The sequence below is a fragment of the Xanthomonas sp. DAR33341 genome (genome assembly GCF_003992815.1).
Classification (GTDB): domain Bacteria; phylum Pseudomonadota; class Gammaproteobacteria; order Xanthomonadales; family Xanthomonadaceae; genus Xanthomonas; species Xanthomonas cissicola.
Window position 1 is genome coordinate 40,677 of sequence record NZ_QEYV01000030.1, and the last position, 19,781, is coordinate 60,457.

The 19,781-nt window shown below is 65.2% G+C and carries 20 protein-coding genes; 8 read left to right on the forward strand and 12 right to left on the reverse strand.

What is annotated here, in order from left to right:
• The first annotated feature begins 100 nt into the window (after positions 1 to 100).
• On the forward strand, positions 101 to 1,375 hold the full coding sequence (murA, locus tag EO156_RS14830) for a UDP-N-acetylglucosamine 1-carboxyvinyltransferase (protein ID WP_016850078.1): 1,275 nt from the start codon (positions 101 to 103) through the stop codon (positions 1,373 to 1,375).
• Positions 1,372 to 1,701, forward strand: a complete 330-nt coding sequence (locus tag EO156_RS14835) for a hypothetical protein (protein ID WP_005913365.1) — start codon at positions 1,372 to 1,374, stop codon at positions 1,699 to 1,701. The genes murA and EO156_RS14835 overlap by 4 nt, the downstream gene beginning before the upstream one ends.
• Positions 1,702 to 1,909: 208 nt before the next feature.
• Here the strand turns inward: EO156_RS14835 and EO156_RS14840 are convergent, their stop codons facing one another.
• The 5 genes from EO156_RS14840 to purM all read right to left on the reverse strand — a co-directional run bounded on the left by EO156_RS14840 (position 1,910) and on the right by purM (position 5,792).
• Positions 1,910 to 2,593 (reverse strand): DUF3108 domain-containing protein, encoded by a 684-nt coding sequence (locus tag EO156_RS14840; protein ID WP_005913364.1) that lies wholly within the window; start codon positions 2,591 to 2,593, stop codon positions 1,910 to 1,912.
• Between the two features lie 3 nt (positions 2,594 to 2,596).
• On the reverse strand, positions 2,597 to 3,424 hold the full coding sequence (locus EO156_RS14845; RefSeq protein WP_016850077.1) for a DUF3108 domain-containing protein: 828 nt from the start codon (positions 3,422 to 3,424) through the stop codon (positions 2,597 to 2,599).
• A gap of 66 nt (positions 3,425 to 3,490) precedes the next feature.
• Positions 3,491 to 4,159 (reverse strand): phosphoribosylglycinamide formyltransferase, encoded by a 669-nt coding sequence (purN, locus tag EO156_RS14850; protein ID WP_016850076.1) that lies wholly within the window; start codon positions 4,157 to 4,159, stop codon positions 3,491 to 3,493.
• A gap of 23 nt (positions 4,160 to 4,182) precedes the next feature.
• Positions 4,183 to 4,641 carry a hypothetical protein gene (locus EO156_RS14855; RefSeq protein WP_016850075.1) on the reverse strand — a complete coding sequence of 153 codons (459 nt, stop codon included), beginning with the start codon at positions 4,639 to 4,641 and terminating at the stop codon, positions 4,183 to 4,185.
• 17 nt (positions 4,642 to 4,658) lie between these two features.
• Entirely contained in the window at positions 4,659 to 5,792 is a 1,134-nt protein-coding gene (gene purM / locus EO156_RS14860; protein ID WP_016850074.1) for a phosphoribosylformylglycinamidine cyclo-ligase, read from the reverse strand.
• Between the two features lie 22 nt (positions 5,793 to 5,814).
• On the opposite strand from purM, the gene EO156_RS14865 reads away from it, so the two are divergent.
• The 3 genes from EO156_RS14865 to hda are packed head-to-tail and all read left to right on the forward strand — an operon-like array spanning position 5,815 to position 8,788.
• Entirely contained in the window at positions 5,815 to 6,927 is a 1,113-nt protein-coding gene (locus tag EO156_RS14865) for a DUF2066 domain-containing protein (protein WP_016850073.1), read from the forward strand.
• Positions 6,924 to 8,090 (forward strand): AI-2E family transporter, encoded by a 1,167-nt coding sequence (locus EO156_RS14870; protein ID WP_003487806.1) that lies wholly within the window; start codon positions 6,924 to 6,926, stop codon positions 8,088 to 8,090. Before EO156_RS14865 ends, EO156_RS14870 begins: the two co-directional genes overlap by 4 nt.
• Positions 8,087 to 8,788 carry a DnaA regulatory inactivator Hda gene (hda, locus tag EO156_RS14875; protein ID WP_011051942.1) on the forward strand — a complete coding sequence of 234 codons (702 nt, stop codon included), beginning with the start codon at positions 8,087 to 8,089 and terminating at the stop codon, positions 8,786 to 8,788. The genes EO156_RS14870 and hda overlap by 4 nt, the downstream gene beginning before the upstream one ends.
• A 562-nt stretch (positions 8,789 to 9,350) precedes the next feature.
• Here the strand turns inward: hda and murU are convergent.
• The 4 genes from murU to EO156_RS14895 all read right to left on the reverse strand — a co-directional run bounded on the left by murU (position 9,351) and on the right by EO156_RS14895 (position 13,408).
• Positions 9,351 to 10,061 (reverse strand): N-acetylmuramate alpha-1-phosphate uridylyltransferase MurU, encoded by a 711-nt coding sequence (murU, locus tag EO156_RS14880; RefSeq protein ID WP_016851109.1) that lies wholly within the window; start codon positions 10,059 to 10,061, stop codon positions 9,351 to 9,353.
• Positions 10,058 to 11,077 carry a phosphotransferase gene (locus EO156_RS14885; RefSeq protein WP_003487800.1) on the reverse strand — a complete coding sequence of 340 codons (1,020 nt, stop codon included), beginning with the start codon at positions 11,075 to 11,077 and terminating at the stop codon, positions 10,058 to 10,060. Before EO156_RS14885 ends, murU begins: the two co-directional genes overlap by 4 nt.
• 57 nt (positions 11,078 to 11,134) lie before the next feature.
• Positions 11,135 to 11,407 carry a GlsB/YeaQ/YmgE family stress response membrane protein gene (locus EO156_RS14890; protein ID WP_016851108.1) on the reverse strand — a complete coding sequence of 91 codons (273 nt, stop codon included), beginning with the start codon at positions 11,405 to 11,407 and terminating at the stop codon, positions 11,135 to 11,137.
• A gap of 507 nt (positions 11,408 to 11,914) precedes the next feature.
• A complete protein-coding gene (locus EO156_RS14895) occupies positions 11,915 to 13,408 on the reverse strand; it encodes a M20 family metallopeptidase (protein WP_016851107.1) in 1,494 nt (497 codons plus the stop codon).
• A gap of 158 nt (positions 13,409 to 13,566) precedes the next feature.
• Here EO156_RS14895 and EO156_RS14900 point away from each other — a divergent pair, with 158 nt between their 5' ends.
• From EO156_RS14900 to EO156_RS14910, 3 genes are all read left to right on the forward strand, one after another.
• Complete coding sequence (locus tag EO156_RS14900) at positions 13,567 to 13,941, forward strand: helix-hairpin-helix domain-containing protein (protein ID WP_003487793.1); 375 nt, start codon at positions 13,567 to 13,569, stop codon at positions 13,939 to 13,941.
• A 361-nt stretch (positions 13,942 to 14,302) separates the two neighbouring features.
• Positions 14,303 to 15,115: a HutD family protein gene (locus EO156_RS14905; RefSeq protein ID WP_026007222.1), complete on the forward strand. Its 813-nt coding sequence runs from the start codon at positions 14,303 to 14,305 to the stop codon at positions 15,113 to 15,115.
• A 154-nt stretch (positions 15,116 to 15,269) separates the two neighbouring features.
• Positions 15,270 to 15,944 carry an EF-hand domain-containing protein gene (locus tag EO156_RS14910; RefSeq protein WP_016851105.1) on the forward strand — a complete coding sequence of 225 codons (675 nt, stop codon included), beginning with the start codon at positions 15,270 to 15,272 and terminating at the stop codon, positions 15,942 to 15,944.
• Positions 15,945 to 16,114: 170 nt separating this feature from the next.
• Here the strand turns inward: EO156_RS14910 and EO156_RS14915 are convergent, their stop codons facing one another.
• From EO156_RS14915 to EO156_RS14925, 3 genes are all read right to left on the reverse strand, one after another.
• On the reverse strand, positions 16,115 to 17,857 hold the full coding sequence (locus EO156_RS14915; RefSeq protein ID WP_016851104.1) for a flavodoxin domain-containing protein: 1,743 nt from the start codon (positions 17,855 to 17,857) through the stop codon (positions 16,115 to 16,117).
• Entirely contained in the window at positions 17,854 to 18,828 is a 975-nt protein-coding gene (locus EO156_RS14920; protein ID WP_033482759.1) for an FAD:protein FMN transferase, read from the reverse strand. Before EO156_RS14920 ends, EO156_RS14915 begins: the two co-directional genes overlap by 4 nt.
• 67 nt (positions 18,829 to 18,895) lie before the next feature.
• The gene (locus tag EO156_RS14925) at positions 18,896 to 19,699 is read right to left on the reverse strand and encodes a DUF4198 domain-containing protein (protein WP_005919180.1); all 804 of its coding nucleotides are present in this window, start codon (positions 19,697 to 19,699) and stop codon (positions 18,896 to 18,898) included.
• Between the last annotated feature and the right edge of the window lie 82 nt (positions 19,700 to 19,781).

Consider the following 19,781-nt stretch of genomic DNA (forward strand, 5'->3'; position numbering starts at 1 on the left):
TCGATCCCCGGCGCCACCACGCGCCGCGTGCACCATGATCGATACGTCCCGCACTTCATTCCCCCGACATCCCTTCTACTTTCGGATTCTTAAGATTCCCATGGCAAAAATCGTAGTGACCGGCGGCCAAGCGCTGCATGGCGAAGTCCATATTTCCGGTGCCAAGAACGCAGTGCTGCCGATCCTGTGCGCGACCCTGCTGGCCGACGCGCCAGTGGAAATCAGCAACGTGCCGCATCTGCACGACGTGATCACCACGGTGAAATTGCTCAACGAGCTGGGCGCCGAGGTCACCATCGACGAAGGCACGCTGGCCAAGGGCCGCTCGATCCTGGTCGACCCGCGCTCGGTCACCCATCAGGTCGCGCCGTATGAGCTGGTCAAGACCATGCGTGCCTCGATCCTGGTGTTGGGCCCGCTGCTGGCGCGCTACGGCACTGCAGAAGTCTCGCTGCCTGGCGGTTGCGCGATCGGTTCGCGCCCGGTGGACCAGCACATCAAGGGCCTGCAGGCACTGGGCGCCGACATCAGCGTGGAAAACGGCTACATCAAGGCCACCAGCAATGGTCGCCTGAAGGGTGCCCGCTACGTATTCGACATGGTCAGCGTCACCGGCACCGAGAACGTGCTGATGGCTGCGGTGCTCGCCGAGGGCACCACGGTGCTGGAAAATGCGGCGATGGAGCCGGAAGTCGCCGACCTGGCCGACTGCCTGATCGCACTCGGTGCGCGGATCGAAGGCGCCGGCACCCCGCGCATCGTGGTGCAAGGCGTCGAGCGGCTGGGCGGCGGGCACCATGCGGTGCTGCCGGACCGCATCGAAACCGGTACCTTCCTGGTCGCTGCGGCGATGACCGGCGGCAGCGTCACCGTGCGCCGCGCGCGCCCGGAAACGCTGGACGCAGTGCTGGACAAGCTGACCGAGGCTGGCGCCACCATCACCACCACCGCCGACAGCATCACGTTGGACATGCAAGGCAAGCGCCCGCGCGCGGTCAGCCTGACCACCGCGCCGTACCCGGCGTTTCCCACCGACATGCAGGCGCAATTCATGGCGCTCAACTGCGTGGCCGATGGCGTGGGCGTGATCAACGAAACCATCTTCGAAAACCGCTTCATGCACGTCAACGAGCTGCTGCGCCTGGGCGCGGATATCCAGGTCGAAGGTCATACCGCCATCGTGCGCGGTGCCGAACGCCTGAGCGGCGCGCCGGTGATGGCGACCGACCTGCGCGCGTCGGCGTCGCTGATCCTGGCAGGCCTGGTCGCCGATGGCGACACCACCATCGATCGCATCTACCACCTGGACCGTGGCTACGAAAACATCGAGGAGAAGCTGGGGGCGCTGGGCGCGACCATCCAGCGCACCGCATGATCCTGCGCGGCCGTTTCACCACCCGGCGCAAGATCCTGCTGGGTGTGATCGTGCTGATCCTGGCATGGCTGACCTATGCCTGGAGCGTGGGCATGGCCATCACCCAGGGCGTCGAGTTCAAGGACATGGACTGGAACAACGACGGCACCGCAAGCCGCGAAGAAATCGCGCAATCGTTCTATGCAGTGGCAGTGAAGAAGACTGTCGAAGGCAAACGCCATTGCGACCTGTTTTATTGGCGCAAGAACGACCAGCAGATTCGTGTGGATTGCCGCACGGTGTTCACGACTGGCGATGACAAGGCAGCGGCCAAGCCTGAGGGTTGAGCGTGTTTCTGCGTGCTGGCGGAGATTGCGCTGCAAGCCGATTGAAACGAAGAGCCCGGCTCGCAGCCGGGCTCTTCGTCGCCGCCGCAGGCAGGGCGCCCGCCCGGCGAGTCGCATGCTTCGGTAGGAGCGTGCCTGCACGCGACGGGGCGTTACCGATAAAGGTCCCGTCGCGCGCGGGCACGCTCCTACCGAGATCGCCTGGCGTTTAGCGCAACGCCTTGATGGTCAGATCCAGTGCGTCCTGGCCTTTTTCCTTCTGCAGCAGGCGCGCCGGGACCGGCAGGTCCTTGACCACCCACGCGATCAATTCCTTGTCGCCGTCCACGCGCGACACCTTGGTGGCCTGCTCCTGCTTGCCGTTGACGGTGATGGTTTCCTTGCCGACCACCTTGTAGCTCATCGGCTTGATGCGGCCTTCGTCCACCATGCGGTAGTTGAGCGGTTTGCCGGCGGCCAGATCGCGCGTGATGGCCAGGTTGATCAGCAGCGCATCCATGTCGCCCGGCTGCAGTTTGACCGGGCCGCGCCGGTCCGGCTTGATATCCCCACCCCAGGTCGCCTGGCTGGTCTTCCAGTCGTAGTTGGCGGTGACATTACGGCGCTTGACCATCATCGACGAAGTGTCGTTGCTGCTCACCGGGCGTAGCCGGCCATTGGCTTCTTCGAACACCGTGCTCTGGGTCAGGTTGGCGAGCTGGTTCTGGATGGTCAGCGTGTACCGCCACTGATTGGCACCAGCGGCGGCCAGGGTCATGGTGCCGTTGGCTTGCATGCCCATGTAGTTGGCCGAGTAGTCGGCCTGGAATGGCTGCATGGCCAAGGCAGGCAGACTGGCCACGGCCAATGCGGCGGCGGCGATGATGGCGCTGGGACGGGGGAGGGTGTTCATCGGTCAGGCTCCTTGGTATTCGACCAGGCGTAGATCGACCTGATCCTCACCTTTGTCACGTTGGAGGATGCGCACCGGAGTGGGAACTCCGTTGGCGATCCAGAGGATGGTTTCGTTGTCGCCACCGTTGACGCGGTACACGCGCAACGCGTCGTAGCTCAGATCGCCTACCTGCACCACCTCGGTGGCATCGGCAGCGCGGTAGTCGTATTTGCGCACCTTGCCCACGTCGACATAGCGATAGCTCAGGCTGCGCCCGGGTTGCGCGTCGCGCATCAGCGACAGGTTCAGCGACAACGCACTCTGGTCGCCATGCTGCAAGGGGATCGGCTGCTGGCGATCTTCCTTCAGATCACCGTTCCATTGCGCTGTGCCGGCCTGCCAGTTGTAGACGCCGGTGACCTTCTTGCCGAAGAACACGGCCTTGCGCACCGTGCTCTGGCTCAGCGGCACATAGGTGTCGCCATCCACGCGGAACACCGTGCTCTGCTCCAGGTTCAGGCCCAGGATGCTGGCGAAGCCCTTGCGGCCACGCACCGACATGTCGATGCGCCACTGGCTACCCTCGCCGTGGCTGACCTGCATGGTGGCATCGCCTGCTTCCTTGCCGCGATAGAACGCTTGGTAGGTCGCCACGAACGGCTCCAGCGGCGGTGGCGTCCAGGTGCTGGCGGGCAGGGCAGCGGGCGGTGTCGGTGCCGCGCCTGGAGTTGTGACCGCAGCGGGCGCCGCTGATTCAGACGTGGCGGGCGCCTGCTGCGCACGGCCGGGGCCGGCCCCGGTAAGCAAGGCAACAGTTAACAGCGCGGCGGCGATCGGGATGACGTTCATGCGCTGGTGGCGGGCACGGAGGCCGCAAGGATGTCCGAGACGGGATGAGGGAGATGTCTTCCGCATTCAGGCGAGTGCGGTGTTTGCGGACTCTAGTCGCAGTGGCGTAAACAGGCACTGACCGTCGATAAGCACGGTGTCGCCACGCACCGCGACGCGGCCACTGGCAAGCACCTCCAGCGTGGCCAGGAGCAGCGGGTGCTCGCGCGCCAGCACCCGCGCCGCCAGTTGTTCGGCACTGTCGCCGGGCAGGACCGGGACGCGCGCCTGCGCGATCACCGCGCCGGCATCCAACTCCGGCACCACCAGATGCACGCTGGCACCATGCTCTGCATCGCCGGCTTCCAGCGCGCGCGCGTGCGTGTGCAGGCCGCGGTATTTGGGTAGCAGCGAGGGATGGATGTTGAGCATGCGCCCGGCGAAACGGCGCACCAACGGCTCGCCCAGGATGCGCATATAGCCGGCGCAGATCACCCAGTCCGGCTGCGCCGCCGCGATCGCCTGGCCAAGTGCGGCATCGAACGCGGCACGGTCGGCGAAATCGCGCGGGCTGGCGCTCCAGCGACGCGCCGGCTCGACCTTCTGCAAGGCTGGCGCCTGCGGGCGATCGGAAAACACGCCGACCACCTCGGCATGCAGACGCCCACTGGCGATCGCATCGACAATGGCCTGCAGATTGCTGCCACGGCCGGAGGCCAGTACGGCCAGGCGTAATGGGGCGTCAGGTGCGGGCATTGGAGAGTAGGCTCACAAACATCTCAAGCCGCAGCGTTGCCGACACCGAACAGAGCCTTGACCTGCGGGCGCAGCAGCGTCACCAGCGTAAAGACGCCAAGCACGGTGCCGAACGGCATGAAGGAACAGGAAATGCCGGCCACGATCAGGCACAACAGATGGCGCCTGCGCTGGGCGATGCAGCGGCCGGCATAGGCCATGAAGCCGGCCATGGTGAGTCCACCCAGGATGAGCAACGCTGCAATGATCACGAAGACCCAGCCGAACAGCTGTATCTCCTGTGGCGCCGTCTGCCCGGTGCTGTCCTTCATGGGCAGACGCCCGGTGACGATGGCCAGCCCCATGAACAGGTGGATCAGCGGAATCAGGGAGAACAATCCGGTCAGGCCGGCCAGCACGTAGTGGAAGATCGACAGCAGCTTGAGATGCTGCAGATCGTCGGTGCTGGCCGATGCGGTCGTGGCGACTGGAAAAGCGTCCATGCGGGTGTCCTGATCGATCAGCCGATGCGCACGCGCTCGTCGCCATGCGCCGTCACCACCTGGCCGATGCGCCAATGCGCCAGCGACTGCGCATCCAACGCCTGTTCCAGCGCGGCCGCCTGCGCGGGCGCGGCAACCAGCACGAAGCCGATTCCGCAGTTGAAGGTGCGCCACATTTCGGCATCGGCCACCGCACCTTCGCGCTGCAGCCAGGCGAATACCGGCGGCAGGGTCCAGGCAGTGGCGTCGATGTCCAGACCCAGGCCTTCGGGTATCACGCGGATGATGTTTTCGGTGAGGCCGCCACCGGTGATGTGCGCCATCGCGTGGATCGCTTCACCGTGCGACTTCAGCAGCGCCAGCACCGGCTTGACGTACAGCGCGGTTGGCGCCATCAGCGCATCGATCAGCTTGGTGCCATCGTCCAGTACGTGTTCGGCCGGCGCGCCGGCGCGCTCGTAGATCTTGCGGATCAACGAATAGCCGTTGGAATGCGGGCCGGAGGAGGCGATGCCGATCAGCACGTCGCCTTCGCGCACCTGTGCGCCATCCAGCAGCTGCGACTTTTCCACCGCACCCACGGTGAAGCCGGCCAGGTCGTATTCGCCCGGCGGATACATGTCGGGCATTTCAGCGGTCTCGCCGCCGATCAGCGCGCAACCGGAAAGCTCGCAGCCGCGTGCGATGCCGCCCACCACCGCCGCAGCGGTATCCACGTCCAGCTTGCCGGTGGCGAAGTAATCCAGGAAGAACAACGGCTCGGCGCCCTGCACCAGCACGTCGTTGACGCACATGCCGACCAGATCGATGCCGATGGTGTCGTGCCGCCCCAACTGCTGGGCCAGCTTGAGCTTGGTGCCCACGCCGTCGGTGCCGGACACCAGAACCGGCTCCTTGTACTTGCCGGACAGGTCGAACAGCGCCCCGAAGCCGCCCAGGCCGCCCATGACCTCGGGCCGGAAGCTGCGCTTGACCAGCGGCTTGATGCGTTCGACCAATGCATTGCCGGCGTCGATGTCGACCCCCGCGTCGCGGTAGGTCATGGGCGAGGGGCTGGAAGGCGTCTGGCTGGTCACGGGCGGGGGTGGCTCGGCGGTAAAGGCGGCGATTTTAGCAGCCACGTTGGCGCTAGCGCCCCATTCGGGCAACAATTCACCCGGATACGCTTATGTCATGGAACCGTCGATGCGCCGCAGTCTCGCTTTCTTTCTCGCCCTCGTGGTCGCAATGCCCGTCGCTCCGGCCTTTGCGCAAGCAGATCTGCGCACCGAAGGCGACGTTGCCAAGGCGCAAAGTGCCTACGACGCCGAAGTGCCGGTCAATAGCCAGAGCGAATCCGATCGCCCCGGCGCACTGGCACGTGCGCTCGGCGCCGTGCTGGGCAAGGTCTCCGGCGACCGCGGCGTGATGAGCCGTCCCGGCGTGCCGCAGGCGCTGCGCAATGCGCCCAACTACGTCGAACACTACGACTACCGCCAGGATCAGGGTACCTCGCGCACCGGCGCGCCGACCTTCCGTACGACCCTGGTGGCACGTTTCCGGCAATCGGATGTGGATGGCCTGATCGCCGCGCTGGGTTTGCCGGTGTGGCCCTTGCCGCGGCCCAAGCCGGTGCTGTGGCTGGCCATCGACGACGGCAGCGGCCCACGTCTGGTTGGCGTGGCCCAGGCCAATGCCGCGCGTAGCGTGCTGGACCGTGCGATCGAACGCGGTTACCGTCTCGGTCTGCCGAGCGGCGCCGCCGCCGAGCAGGCACTGGCTGGCGCGATCTGGCGCAAGGACACCGCCGCGGTGTCGCGCGCCTCCGCCAAATACAGCCCGCCGATGCAGTTGATCGGCAAGCTCTACCGCAACGCCGCCGGCTGGACTGCGGACTGGGTGTTCGTGGACAACGGCAATGTGCTGTCCAGCTGGACCAGCAGCGACGGCGACGCACGCCGCGCCATGGCGGCCGGTGCCGACGGCGCTGCCGATGCGTTGGTCAAGCGCTATGCCAAGCGGGTGGATTCGGGCGTGCCCGGTGTCTACCGCGTGGTGATCACCGGCATCAGCAGCGCCGACGATTATCTGCGCGTGTCGGCCGCGCTGCAGGGCGTCTCGGTGGTACGCAGCATCCGCCCGGTCAGCGCCAATGGCGACCGCATGGAAGTGGACCTGGAATTGCTCACGGGCATTTCCGGCCTCAACCGTATGCTCGGCGACAACAGCCCGCTGGTCTCGGTCTCGGTACCGACCGAGGGCCCGATCATTCTCGAAAACGAGCACGCCGAGTACCGCCTGAAATGACTTTGACTCCCGAAGCCGAAATTGCCCTGTTCCTGCGTCGCCTCAAATGGGCGGCGGTGATTGTCGGTGTGTTGTGGGTGGTCTCGCTGCTGGCGCCGATCTTGACCCCGTTCGTGCTGGCGCTGTTGCTGGCATGGCTGGGCGACCCGCTGGTGGACCGCATCGAACGCGCCGGACGCTCGCGCAATGTCGCAGTGGTGCTGGTGTTCGTGCTGGCAACGCTGCTGTTCGTGCTGGCGCTGATGATTCTGGTGCCGATGATCGAGCGCCAGATCATGACCTTGATCGATGCGCTGCCGCAGATGCGCAACTGGGCGATCGGCACCGCCATTCCATGGCTGGAAGCCAAGACCGGCATGCAGCTGATGGCCTGGCTGGACCCGGAGCGCTTGATCGACTGGATCCGCAGCCACTGGGAACAGGCCGGTGGCGCCGCCAAGACGCTCTTCGGCTACGTGTCGCGTTCGGGCTTTGCAATGGTGACCTGGGTGATCAACCTGGCGCTGCTGCCGATCCTGGCGTTCTACTTCCTGCGCGACTGGGATCGTTTGGTCGAGCGTGTGGCTGCCGTCATCCCGCGTGCTTACATCGGCACCGCAAGCCGGCTGGCACAGGAATCCAACGACGTGCTCGGTGGCTTCATCCGCGGCCAGTTCCTGGTGATGCTGGCGCTGGGTGCGATCTACGCCACCGGTATGTCCATCATCGGGCTCAATCTAGGCTTGTTGATCGGCATCATCGCCGGCTTGATCAGTTTCATCCCGTACCTGGGCGCGACTACCGGCATCGTGCTCGCATTGCTGGCGGCCATCGTGCAGGCGCAAGGGCTGGATCTGAAATTGCTGATCGGCGTAGGTGTCGTGTTCACGGTGGGCCAGTTGCTGGAAAGCTACGTGCTCACTCCGCGCATCGTCGGCGACAAGATCGGCCTGCATCCGGTGGCGGTGATCTTCGCGGTGATGGCCGGCGGCCAGTTGTTCGGCTTCCTCGGCATGTTGCTGGCATTGCCGGTCGCGGCAGTGGCCAACGTGCTGTTGCGCTATGCGCATGAGCAGTACACGCGCAGCGATCTGTATGCGGGCGAGCGCGCCGGCATCGTGCTGCGGTCCACGCCCGAGCGCAGCGTGATCATCGACCCCAGCAAGGATGCAGATCGGTTGTGAGTGTTCCGCAGTTGCCGCTGGCGTTGCGCGCGCCACCCGATCAGCGTTTCGACAGTTACATCGCCGCGCCCGACGGCCTGCTCGCGCAATTGCAGGCGCTGGCTGCGGGGCAGGTGAGCGATTGGCTGTATCTCTCCGGCCCCGCCGGCACCGGCAAGACGCATCTGGCGCTATCGCTGTGCGCCGCCGCCGAGCAGGCCGGGCGCACGCCGGCGTATCTGCCGCTGCAGGCGGCCGCCGGCCGCTTGCGCGATGCGCTCGAAGCGCTGGAAGGCCGCAGCCTGGTCGCCCTGGATGGCGTGGAAAGCATCGCCGGCCAACGCGACGACGAAGTGGCGTTGTTCGATTTCCACAATCGCGCGCGCGCGGCCGGCATCACGCTGTTGTACACCGCGCGACAGATGCCCGATGGACTGGCGTTGGTGTTGCCGGACCTGCGTTCGCGGTTGGCGCAATGCATCCGGATCGGGTTGCCCGTGCTCGACGATGCGGCACGCGCGGCGGTGCTGCGCGACCGCGCGCAGCGTCGCGGCCTGGCGCTGGACGAAGCGGCGATCGACTGGCTGCTGACCCACAGCGAGCGTGAATTGGCGGCGCTGGTGGCCTTGCTGGATCGTCTGGATCGCGAATCGTTGGCCGCAAAGCGCCGCATCACCGTGCCGTTCCTTCGGCGTGTGCTTGAGGATCGCGGCTCGTAGCGCTGCTGATGTGCGGATGTTCTGCAGGGCCTTGCCCGCACACCGTCGCGGGACACGCTGCAGGTAGGTCCATCCAGCTCCGTGGGGGCATCTGTGCCGCCAAAGGGTCCGGCGACGGTGGCGGGCAAGGACCAGTCAAGTTGGTCGGTGTCAGTGCACCGACAGGCGACGTTCGCTCGCTACACATCGCCGCCTGCATATCACGAGCCGCTTCCTTAAACTGCCGACCAATGTTCTGCTGCGGTGCCCTCACCCGTAAGGACGGGTGACGGGGTGTCCCGCGCGCGGTGAGGGCACCGGCGCGCTTGACGATGCAAGTTCGTTGCGAAGACCAGTTGAGATCTTCGGTGTGCGTGGTTGTAAGCCGTGCACGTGGCGCGGCCGGCCGATAAGTGCAGTCTGATCAGCTGTTTCGAACCAAACAACGTTATTGCCGGTGCCGACAGCATGTCACCCGTCGATCGGGCGCATGCGGCAAACACGTTGTAACCATCGAGCCGTCGCTCGAAGCTGTCTTTGGCGATGCGCTTGTTTGCGAACGTTGCAGCAGCAAGCGTGGCGATCAGCCGCCGTCGCCCAGCAACTGGGCATCCAGCGCGGCCAGCCGCTGCGGGGTACCGACATCGGTCCAGCGTCCAGGGTGATGGATGCCATCGATCAGGCCTTGGGCCATCTTTGCGCGCAAGATCGGCGCCAGCGCAAAACGAGGTGCGGTGCCGACCTGCTCCGGCAACGGGCCATTGACCGATTGCCAATCGCGCAGCAGCGCCGGTCGATACATGCCAATGCCCGAATAGGTGAGCGTCGCAGGCAGATCTACGCGTACCTTGCCATCCGCATCCAGCGCAAAGTCTGCGCGCGCTGCGTAGCTGGGGCGGTCAACCAATACCAGCTCTGCAAGTCCTTTGGGTGCATGCGACAGCCGGGAAAAATCGAAATCGGTCCAGATGTCGCCGTTGATCAGCAAGAAGGGCGCATCGCCCAACAGCGGCAGCGCATGCAACATGCCGCCGCCGGTTTCCAGCGGTGTGGTCCCTTCGTAGGAATAGGTCAGCCGTAGACCGTACGCGCTGCCGTCTCCCAACAGCTGCGGGAATTGCTCGGCTAGCCATGAGGTATTGATCACCGCCTCGCCCACGCCCAGCGCCGCCAACTTGCGAAGGTGCCACACGATCAACGGCGCACCACCGACGGACAGCAGCGGCTTGGGCGTGTGCTCTGTCAGCGGGCGCATGCGCTCGCCGAATCCTGCGGCAAAGATCAGCGCCTTCACGTCGGGACCTGCTGCGCACGCGCAGTCAGCGCGGGTTTGATCACCTCGTCAAGCAGGCCGATTAACGGCGCAAGCTCAGCGTAGCGCGGCAGTACTTCGTCCAGATACGCAATGAAACGCGGCACATTGTCCAGATACCAATGCTTGCCATCGCGATGACTCAGGCGCGAGAAAATCCCCAGGTTTTTCAGGTGGCGCTGCACGCCCATCCAGTCCGCATCGCGCAAGAAGTGCGCCAGCGGCGGCACCGGCAACCTGGCAGCCGTTGCTCGTGCATGATAGTGCTGCAGCCAGCCGTCTACCCGAGCGATCGGCCAGCTCACCGAGGTGTCCTTGAACAGGCTGATCGGGTCGTAGGCGATCGGGCCGATCACGCAGTCCTGAAAATCCAGCACCGCCGGGCCATCGGGCACCGGCATCAGATTGCGCGGCATGAAATCGCGGTGGGTGAAAACGCGCGGCTGCGCCAGCGCGTTGTCCATCAGGCGGCGCTGCACCAATTGCAACTGCTCGGCATGGGCGCAGTCCAGCTGCACGCCCAGGTGGCGGCCCAAAAACCATTCTTCGAACAAGCCGGCATCGCGTTGGAGCAGCGCTTCGCCAAACACGCCACTATCGGCAGGTGGGGGGATTTGTTGCAGCAGCAGCAGCTGGGCAATCGCGCCATCCAGCAAGTCGTCGGCATTGGCGTCGGTGAGAACCTGTGCCAGCGTTGGCACGCCCAGGTCCTCCAATAGCAAAAAACCGTTTTCCAGGTCCTGGGCAAGTACCTGCGGTACGCGTACCCCATGGGCGCCCAGTAGCGCATGCATGCGCAGCCACGGCGCAACGTTTTCCAGTTGCGGCGGCGCATCCATCAAGATGCGATCCACACCACCCCCGCGCGTGCGCCAATAACTGCGAAACCCCGCATCGACCGATGCGCGCTGCAGCGAGGCCTGTGGATCGTCGAGCGCTTGCTGTGCCCAGTGCAGGCGAAGCGCGTCGCGCGCAGGATCCGGATGAAGTGACGTCATGGAGAGAAGATGCGTGGTGAAGTGATGGATAGAAGCAGCAGAAACGCGTCGAAACGCTCAGCGCTTGCTGCCACTGAACAACCGCAACAACGCCAGGATGGCAATCGCTCCGAGCAGCGCGCCAAGGAAACCGGCCGGCTCGCCCGCGCGGTACCACCCCATGTAACGGCCAAACCAGGTCGCGACCACGGCACCGGCAATAGCCAGCACGATCGTCAGCAGGCAGCCCAGACGTTGCGTACCAGGCGTAATGAAACGCGCCAGCAGCCCAACCACAAAACCGACCAGCAGAATGTAGAGCCAGCTGTCGCTACCAAACAGATGATTCATCGCGGCACCGAAGGTGGACGGGATCGGCAGACTAGCATTTCGGATGTCGCTGCCCCACGCAGCGGGCACAGGAGCGCGCAAGCGGATGCACTGCCTTCAGGATGGCATGGTCATCGGCTCCTGCTGCCAAGCGCTCATGGTCTCGGGCTGTTATCTCTCGGGAAGTTGTCTTCCCACAGAGAAGTCGTCTTTCAATAAAGAAACCCCTGCGAGAACCTTGACGATTTAGGCGTGCAAAACACACCGGTTCTGCGCTGGGCAATGCGCACCAGGCACGTCCCGAAGAAGAGCAACGGCTAGCCCCTCTCCCAACGGGAGCGGGGTTGGGGGAGGGTGCGGGGCCAGGCAGTGCGTGAAGCCCGGCGGCCAGGTTGCACCAGCAAGCCTGGCCGCCAAGCGGGTTAGCCGCCGACCAAGGCGCACCCGCACCAATCCTCATTTGAAAACGCAGACCGACCTCTCATGACATCGATGCGCGCCAACCGCGCGCATCGATGAAGCCACAACTCAACAGCAACCATGCCCACCATGACGGGTGCCGCTATCGGCCGCCACCGGCGAGCCGCTGGTTTCGCCGCGCAGGCAGGCGGCGTGATGGTCGGCAATCACCTTCGAGACGCAGGCGGTCACGCGCTTGCCCATCGGGATGTGCAGGAACTCGTTGGGGCCATGCGCATTGGAATGCGGGCCGAGCACGCCGGTGATCATGAACTGCGCGCCGGGAAACTTCTCGCCAAGCATGCCCATGAACGGGATCGAGCCGCCTTCGCCCATGTACATCGCCGGCTTGTCGAAAAAAGCTCGGCTGGCGTCGTCGATCGCCTGCGCCAGCCATGGCGCCATCGCTGGTGCATTCCAGCCGGACGAGGCCTTTTCCAGATCGAGCGTCACTTGCGCACCATTGGGCGGGTCGCGCAGTAGCGCTGCCTTGAGCAACTCGCCGCAGGCCTTGCCGTCGGCCGTTGGCGGCAGTCGCAGCGACAGTTTCACCGCGGTCTGCGGACGCAGCACGTTGCCGGCCGACGCCAGCGGCGGCATACCGTCCGCACCGGTGATCGACAGCGCCGGGCGCCAGGTGCGGTTCAACACCAATTCGGTGAGGTCCTCGTGCATCGGCACCAGGCCATCGACCATCGGGAACTTGTCGAAAATTGCGGTATCCAGAGTGGCAGCGGCGGCCTTCGCTTGGGTCAGCCGCTCGGCGGGCACCTCCACATGCAGGCCATCGAGCAGGATGCGGCCGGTGGTTTCGTCTTCGATGCGCGACAGAAGCTGGCGCAGCAGGCGTAAGCTGGACGGCACCACGCCCGAGGCATCGCCCGAGTGCACGCCTTCTTCCAGCACCTTGACCGTCAGGTTGCCGCCGGTCAGCCCGCGCAGCGAAGTCGTGCACCACAGCTGCTCGTAATTGCCGCAGCCCGAGTCCAGGCACACCACCAGCGACGGCTTGCCGATGCGCTCGGCCAGATGGTCCACATAGGCCGGTAGATCGTAGCTGCCGGATTCCTCGCAGGCCTCGATCAACACCACGCAGCGCGCATGCGGCAAGTCCTGGTTGCGCAGCGCCAGGATCGCGGCCAGCGACCCGAAGATGGCATAGCCGTCGTCGGCGCCACCACGCCCGTACAACTTGTCGCCGCGCAACACCGGCTCCCAGGGCCCGAGGTCCGCATCCCAGCCGGTCATCTCCGGCTGCTTGTCCAGGTGACCGTACAGCAGCACGGTGTCGTCGCCCGATTCGGGGCCGGTGGCCGGAATCTCGATGAAGATCAATGGTGTGCAGCCTTCCAGGCGCACCACCTCCACCTGCATGCCGTCGATGGCCTGCGCGCGCGCCCAGGTCTCCATCAACACGACCGCCTGCTCCATATAGCCATGGGCCACCCAATCGGAATCGAACATCGGCGACTTGTTGGGAATACGGATGTAATCGACCAGTTGCGGGACGATCTCGCGGTCCCAGGTGTCGCTGACGAATTGGTCGATCTTGGCGCTGTCCATGGAGGCTCCGAATGCGTGACGTAGCCGGACATTCTACGCCCGCCTCGGGGGGGTAGGTATTTCCCTACAAGGCGACGCGCAGTTCACCGGCTGTGTGAAAAGTTCGTTGGCGATAGGATTGCTGCATGTGGCGCGGGACACTGGCTCCGCTGGCAGGAATGCTGGCTAGGACCATCACCCAAGCCACAAGGAGCGTTGCAATGAAGTCATTTACCGTAGTCCTGAAGTCCCTGCTACTGGCGTTGCTGTTGTCCTCGAATGCGTATGCACTCGATAAGGTCGATATCAACACCGCGTCTGCTGAGGAATTGGACAAGGTGCTGGTGAATGTCGGGCGATCAAAAGCCGAGGCAATCGTCGAGCACCGTCAGGCCAACGGTCCCTTCAAAAGCGCCGAGGAACTGGCGCTGGTCAAGGGCATCGGACTCAAGACGGTCGAACGGAATCGCGACCTGATCGAAGTTGGAGCCACGATGGCTCCAGCCAAGAAGGCTGCCAAGGGGGCGGCGGTGAAACCGGTGGGACGGCGTTAAGGGGAAGGGATCCGAGATACGGTTCGACGCGAGGATGCGTGGCCGCAACCTAACTGGACAGGATGTCCGGGGGATGGCTGGAAGCCGACAAGGACGTGGAATCGCCCGGTGTTGCACTTGGATGTGCAGCCGGGCGTTTTTCGTTTTGGGTCCGTGTGGGTTGCGAGCGCACGCAAGCGTCTGCGACTGCAGGAAAGAGGCAGTCACAGCATGAAGCGCCGGTTACATCGTGAGGCGTCAGTCGTTTTGTAGGAGTCGGCCACATCCTCGAGTTTGAGGCTAGGTAGCAAGCCTGAGGCTCGGCAGCAGGCTTAAGTCACAGCATGACGGCTTGGCGCCGGGCTTGCGGCACAATGTGCCCATGCAGCTGACAGACCTGAGCAGCCGGGTGATTCCGGCCACCGAGTACCGCCGTGAGCGGTGGCGCAATCAACTGGGCTGGACGCGCGAGATCCTGCGCCTCGGCGACGCCGATGCGTGGTCGCTACGCCTGTCGATTGCCGAGATCGAGCAGGATGCGGTGTTTTCAGCGTTCCCGGGCATCGATCGCGAGCTGGTGTTGTTGCATGGCAATGGCATGCGGCTGCAGTTTGGCAATGCTGCCAGCGGTATGGGCAGCGACACCAGCACTGGCACCGACACCGACACCGACACAGACACCCGCACCGGTGCAGGCATTGGCATCGGCATCGGCACGGCTACTAGCGGTGGCGTCAGCAAAAGCGATAGCGGCAATGGCAATGGCAATGGCAATAAGGCCAGTGGCGCTGGCCGGGGCGACCATGCCGCCGGCGCCGGTACCGACGTTCCTGGCAGCAGTCATCGCAGCTGCGAGTTGCTGCCGCCGCACCAGCGCGTCCGATTTGCAGGCGAGGAAACGGTACATGCCACGCTGCTCGACGGGCCGACCCAGGATTTCAACCTGATGTGGCGGCGCGATCGGCTGCAGACCGAACTGCTGCACCGGCCGCTGGTCGGCACCATGTTGTTTTTCGCCGATCCGGGCAGCGCGTGGGCGATCCACCTGCTGGCAGGCCAGGCCAGCTTCGGGCGCGAGAGTGGCTTGCCACCGTTGGCTGCCGGCGATACCGCGTGGCTGAGCGCCTCCACACGCACGCGCCACGTGCTCGACGGCGGCGGCGAGCTGCTGGCGATCCGGGTGAGCCCGGTCTAGGGCCTTTTTCACGTATCTGCGAGCAGGGCGCGCCTCCTGGCACGCGCCCGGATGCGTTCGTGTCAACGCAGACAAGCGACGGCATCGCTGTGCCACCTGGCTAGGGAACAGTGCAGGCGCCGGGAGTGGTTCCGGCAATTCCAGGGGGAAACCAATGAGTACCATCAGCTCGGTCGGAGCCGGCTATGCCGCCTACCCGTCCTATGCAAGCCGCAGTGCGACCATCGGCAACGCCGCATCCGCCGCATCCGCCGCACAGGCGGAAAAAACCAATCCGCTGACGCAGTTGTTCAAATCCATCGATAGCGACAGCGATGGCAGCCTGACCGCGTCCGAGCTATCGACCGCGCTGTCGTCCAATAGCGATGACGACAGCAAGATCGACATCGACGGGCTGCTGAGCATGCTCGATCAGGATGGTGGCGGCACCGTCAGCGAGAGCGAACTGGCGCAGGCCTTGCCGCCGCCACCGCCACTGCCGGGTGAGCAAGGACAGGATGTGCAGTCCTTGTTTGCCGGCCTGGACAGCGATGGTGACGACAGTGTCAGCAGCGGTGAATTGAGCACACTGGTCAATGGCGACAGTGCGTCGAGCACGCAGCTGCTGGACCTGCTCGACAGCGACAAGAGCGGGGCATTGAGTCTGCAGGAACTGCAGGAAGCGATGCAGCCACGCGATCCGCCGCCGCGACCGCCGTCATCGGCCGATGCATCCAGCAGCGACGGTACGCAGCAGGCCTATGCAGCGTTGATGCAGATGGCCGTGGGGCAGTACCGCAGCATTGGCGGCAGCGCGACAACGAGCAATCTGGTCGATCTGGCAGCGTAATGCGGTGATCGAGAGAGAATGGGGAAGCCGGAGTGCGGTCCTGGATCAGCCGGTGCGTCTAGCGCGCAACCACCGCAAGCAGGGATGTTGCGGATTTCAGCAGCAGACGCGCTGCGGGTACCTGCGTAATCGCTTTATTGAGCGCTTTTGGCGGTGCCGCGTGCGATGGTTCAATACACGTCGCGGCGATAGCGCCCGCTGCCCAGCAGTTCCTGTCTGACATCGGCTCCGAGGATGCAATCCAGCGTGCGGTCGAGTTCGGGTGCCATGCCGCGCAGACTGCCGCAGACGTAGATGCAGGCATCTTGGTCGATCCAATGACGCAGGCGGTCGGCGGCGGCCGCCAGCGCGTGTTGGACGTAATGCGGTCGCTGTGGTTGATCGCGCGAGTAGACAAGCTCCAGGCGTTCGATCCAGCCGTCCTGATGCCACTGCTGCAGCTCGTCGGCATACAGCGCGTCGTGCGCGGCATTGCGTTCGCCGAACAGCAGCCAGTTGCGCCGCGCGCCGGCTGCGATGCGTGCACGCAGATGCGCGCGCAGACCGGCGATGCCGGTGCCATTGCCGATCAGCAGCATCGGCTGGTCGGGTGCGGGCGGGTGGAAGCCGGGGTTGCTGCGCAAGCGCAGCGCGATGGCTGCGCCGATCGGTGCATGGACGCAGAGCCAGCCGCTACCCAGCCCCAGGCTGCCGTCGGCGTGCCGATGCTCGCGTACCAGCAGTTCTGCATGGCCTTCCTCGGGAATGGATGCGAGCGAATAGTCGCGATGGGGCAGGGGGGCCAGGCGGCGCACCATTGCTTCTGCGTCCATTGTGGAACTGTCGCCTGCAGTTCTAGCTCCGCCTGTAGTCGCATCTGTATTCGTACCCACACCTCGGTCGCTTTTGACTCCGGCTTCTGCTTCCGCTTCTGCATCGGGGCTGGCACCGGCACCCACATCGATACCGAGAGCGGCACCGGTATCGACGGGAAGTTGCGCGCCGCCGAGCCAGTCGCGCAGGGGGCGGCCGTCGATCTGCTGCGCGCCATCGTAGTGGTTACGCCGCAGCCAGGACTCGACCGCATCCGGGGCATGACGCGGTGCGATCTCCGCGATATCGCCTGCGCTCCACTGCGGCAACGCGCCATCGCATGGCGTCAGGCGCAGTCGGTAAATCGGCGCACCCGCACTGCCGGGATTGACGTGGACACGTTCGCGTAGCTGCCAGGTGGTGTAGGTGGGCAGGCTCCAGTCGGGTTGCGTCGCCAGTGCGGGCGCCAGTTCCGCCAGACGGCGTTGCCAGTGCTGCAGGGCGTTGGGGTCAGCGTTATCGACCTCGATGCGCTCGAACAGGCGAGTGGCGCCGCGCTCCTGCAGGCGATCGTCGAGGCGTCGGCCGAACGCGCAGTAGTGCGCGTAACCACGGTCGCCAAGCGCCAGCACTGCGTACTGCACCGCCGTCAGATCCTGCGCGTGGTCGGCACGCCAGGCGCGCTCGGCGGCCTGCGCATGGTCGGGCGCATCGCCTTCGCCGGTGGTGCTGACGATGCACAGCAGCCGCGGCACGCGTGCGAGTTGACCGCTATCGACGGCTTCGATCGGCAGCGCATGCGCGCCGACGCCGGCCGATTGCAGCGCGGCAACGCTGCGTTGCGCCAGCTCACGCGCAAATCCGGTCTGGCTTGCCCAGATGATCAACACGCCGCTGGCGTCTGCGCGTTGTGCGTCGACACGCTTGCGGGCACGCAGCAGTACGACCGCGCACAGGCCCAGATACATTGCTAGGCCGAGCGCTGCCAGTTGCCAGCGATGCGGCGTGGGTGGGCTCCACCATGCGCCCTCATGCAGGCCGGCCAGCCAGCCGACGATGACCGCAAGCGCCAGCAGAGCCAGCCCGTTGCCCAGCCACACGCGTGAGGTGGTGTTGCTCATGACGCGGACAGGTGGCGTTCGAATGCCGGGCTCATCGATTCGAGCAGGATGCCGTCCTTGCGTGCCAGGAATCGCACGGCCAGTTCCGCCTTGCGCGCATGGGCAAGACCGGCATCGGCGCCAAGCACGGTCATCGCGGTGGCCCAGGCATCGGCCTGCATCGCATCGGGCGCGAGTACGGTGACCGCCGCAGGGGCATGCGGAACGGGCGCGCCGGTGCGTGGGTCGAGGGTGTGCGTATAGCGTGTGCCGTCGGCATCGAAGCGGTGCCAGCGATCGCCGGAGGTGGCGACCGCCAGGCCGTCCAGCGCCAGCACGCGTGGTGGCAGCGCGCTGCCGGCGTCTTCGTCGGGGGCGGATTCGACCAGCACGCGCCACGAGCTGGCATCGGGCTTGCGTCCGTAACCGAACAATTCGCCGCCGACCTCGATCAATGCACTGTCGATACCCGACTGCAGCAATGCGCGATGCACGCAGTCCACACCGAAGCCCTTGGCGATGCCGGACAGATCCAGCGCCGCTGCGTCCGGCTGCAGCACCCGCCTGCCATCCAGCTGCAGGCGTTGCCAGCCGCAACGCAGGCTCGCCAATGCGATCGCCTGCGCTTCCGGCACGCGCTGGCGCGTGCCGGAAGCGCCAAAGCCCCATAGCTCGACCATCGGGCCGACGGTGGGATCGAAGGCACCCTCGCTGGCCTGTGCGAACTCCAATGCTGCGCTCAGCACTGCGTGGAATTCGTCCGGCAGGTGGTGCCAGCTGCCTGCCGGTGCGCGGTTGTAACGGCTGATATCCGAATCGGCCTTCCAGGTACTCATCTGCGCGACCACGCGGTCCAGCGCGGCCTGGATGCACGCATGCAAGGGGTGCAGATCGCGTCCGCGCGGCGCCACCAGCTTCACGCTCCAGGTGGTGCCCATGCTGCGGCCGCCGAGCGTGGCAACGGCGTGGTCGGCGGAAGACGATGCGGGCATGGACGGGTCTTATGAGGACGGGGCGGCAGGACGCACGCTGTGTGCGCTCCTGCCGCGTGCCGGCAGATTACTGCGGCAATACTTCCAGGGTGGCGACATAGCCCAGGCGGCGCTGCTTGGCCTGCGGCAGCGAGGTCTTGGTGTCTTCGATGGTGGTTTCCAGCCAGTACATGCCCGCTTCCGGCCAGGTGACGCTGAAGCCGCCCTTCGCATCGGTCTTGAGCTTGATCTCGTTCTGCGCATTCCGGTAACGGGTGCCGCCGCGCACGACGTCGATCTCCAGCCCGGCGGCCGGTTTGCCATCCAGTTGCAGGGTGAAGTGCGCGGCTTCGCCGGCGACCAGATCGTTGGGGTGCGTCACCGGAATCAACTCGATGCCCTTGCCGCTGGGCTTGAACACGGTGTCCGTGGGTGCGCCGCGGGTGACGAAGGTTTCCACACGGTTGAGCGATTGCGAGACCTGCAGTTCCTTGGCGTTTTTCGGCACTTCGGTGGCGAAGCTGGTTTCGTTGCCACGCCAGCGCTTGGGTTTGCCGTCTTCTTTCCAGCTGGCGAACAGGCCTGCGTTGACGATGGCGAGCTTGTAGGTGCCGGGCTGGGTGAGCTGCAGGTCGAACACGCTGCGGTACTTGCCGGTGGCCGGGTTCTCCGGCTTGAGCGCGCTGCCATCGGGTGCGGTGATGCTCAGGTTGTCCAGTCGCAGCGGCACGTGATTGAAGTAGAACAGATCGTTGGAGACGGCAGCATCCACCGTGATCCACGGCGCGTCGCCAGCGATGACGGTCTGCGACGGCAGCAACCAGGCCTTGTGGGCGAGTGCGCTGAGCGGCAGGGTGGCAAGCAGGGCAACCAGGACGAGCGAACGTTTCATGACAACTCCTTGAAAGACGATGGCAACGATGGGTCACGTGTCTGATCAGCGCGAGACTGCGACGATGTTTGGATGCGTGGAA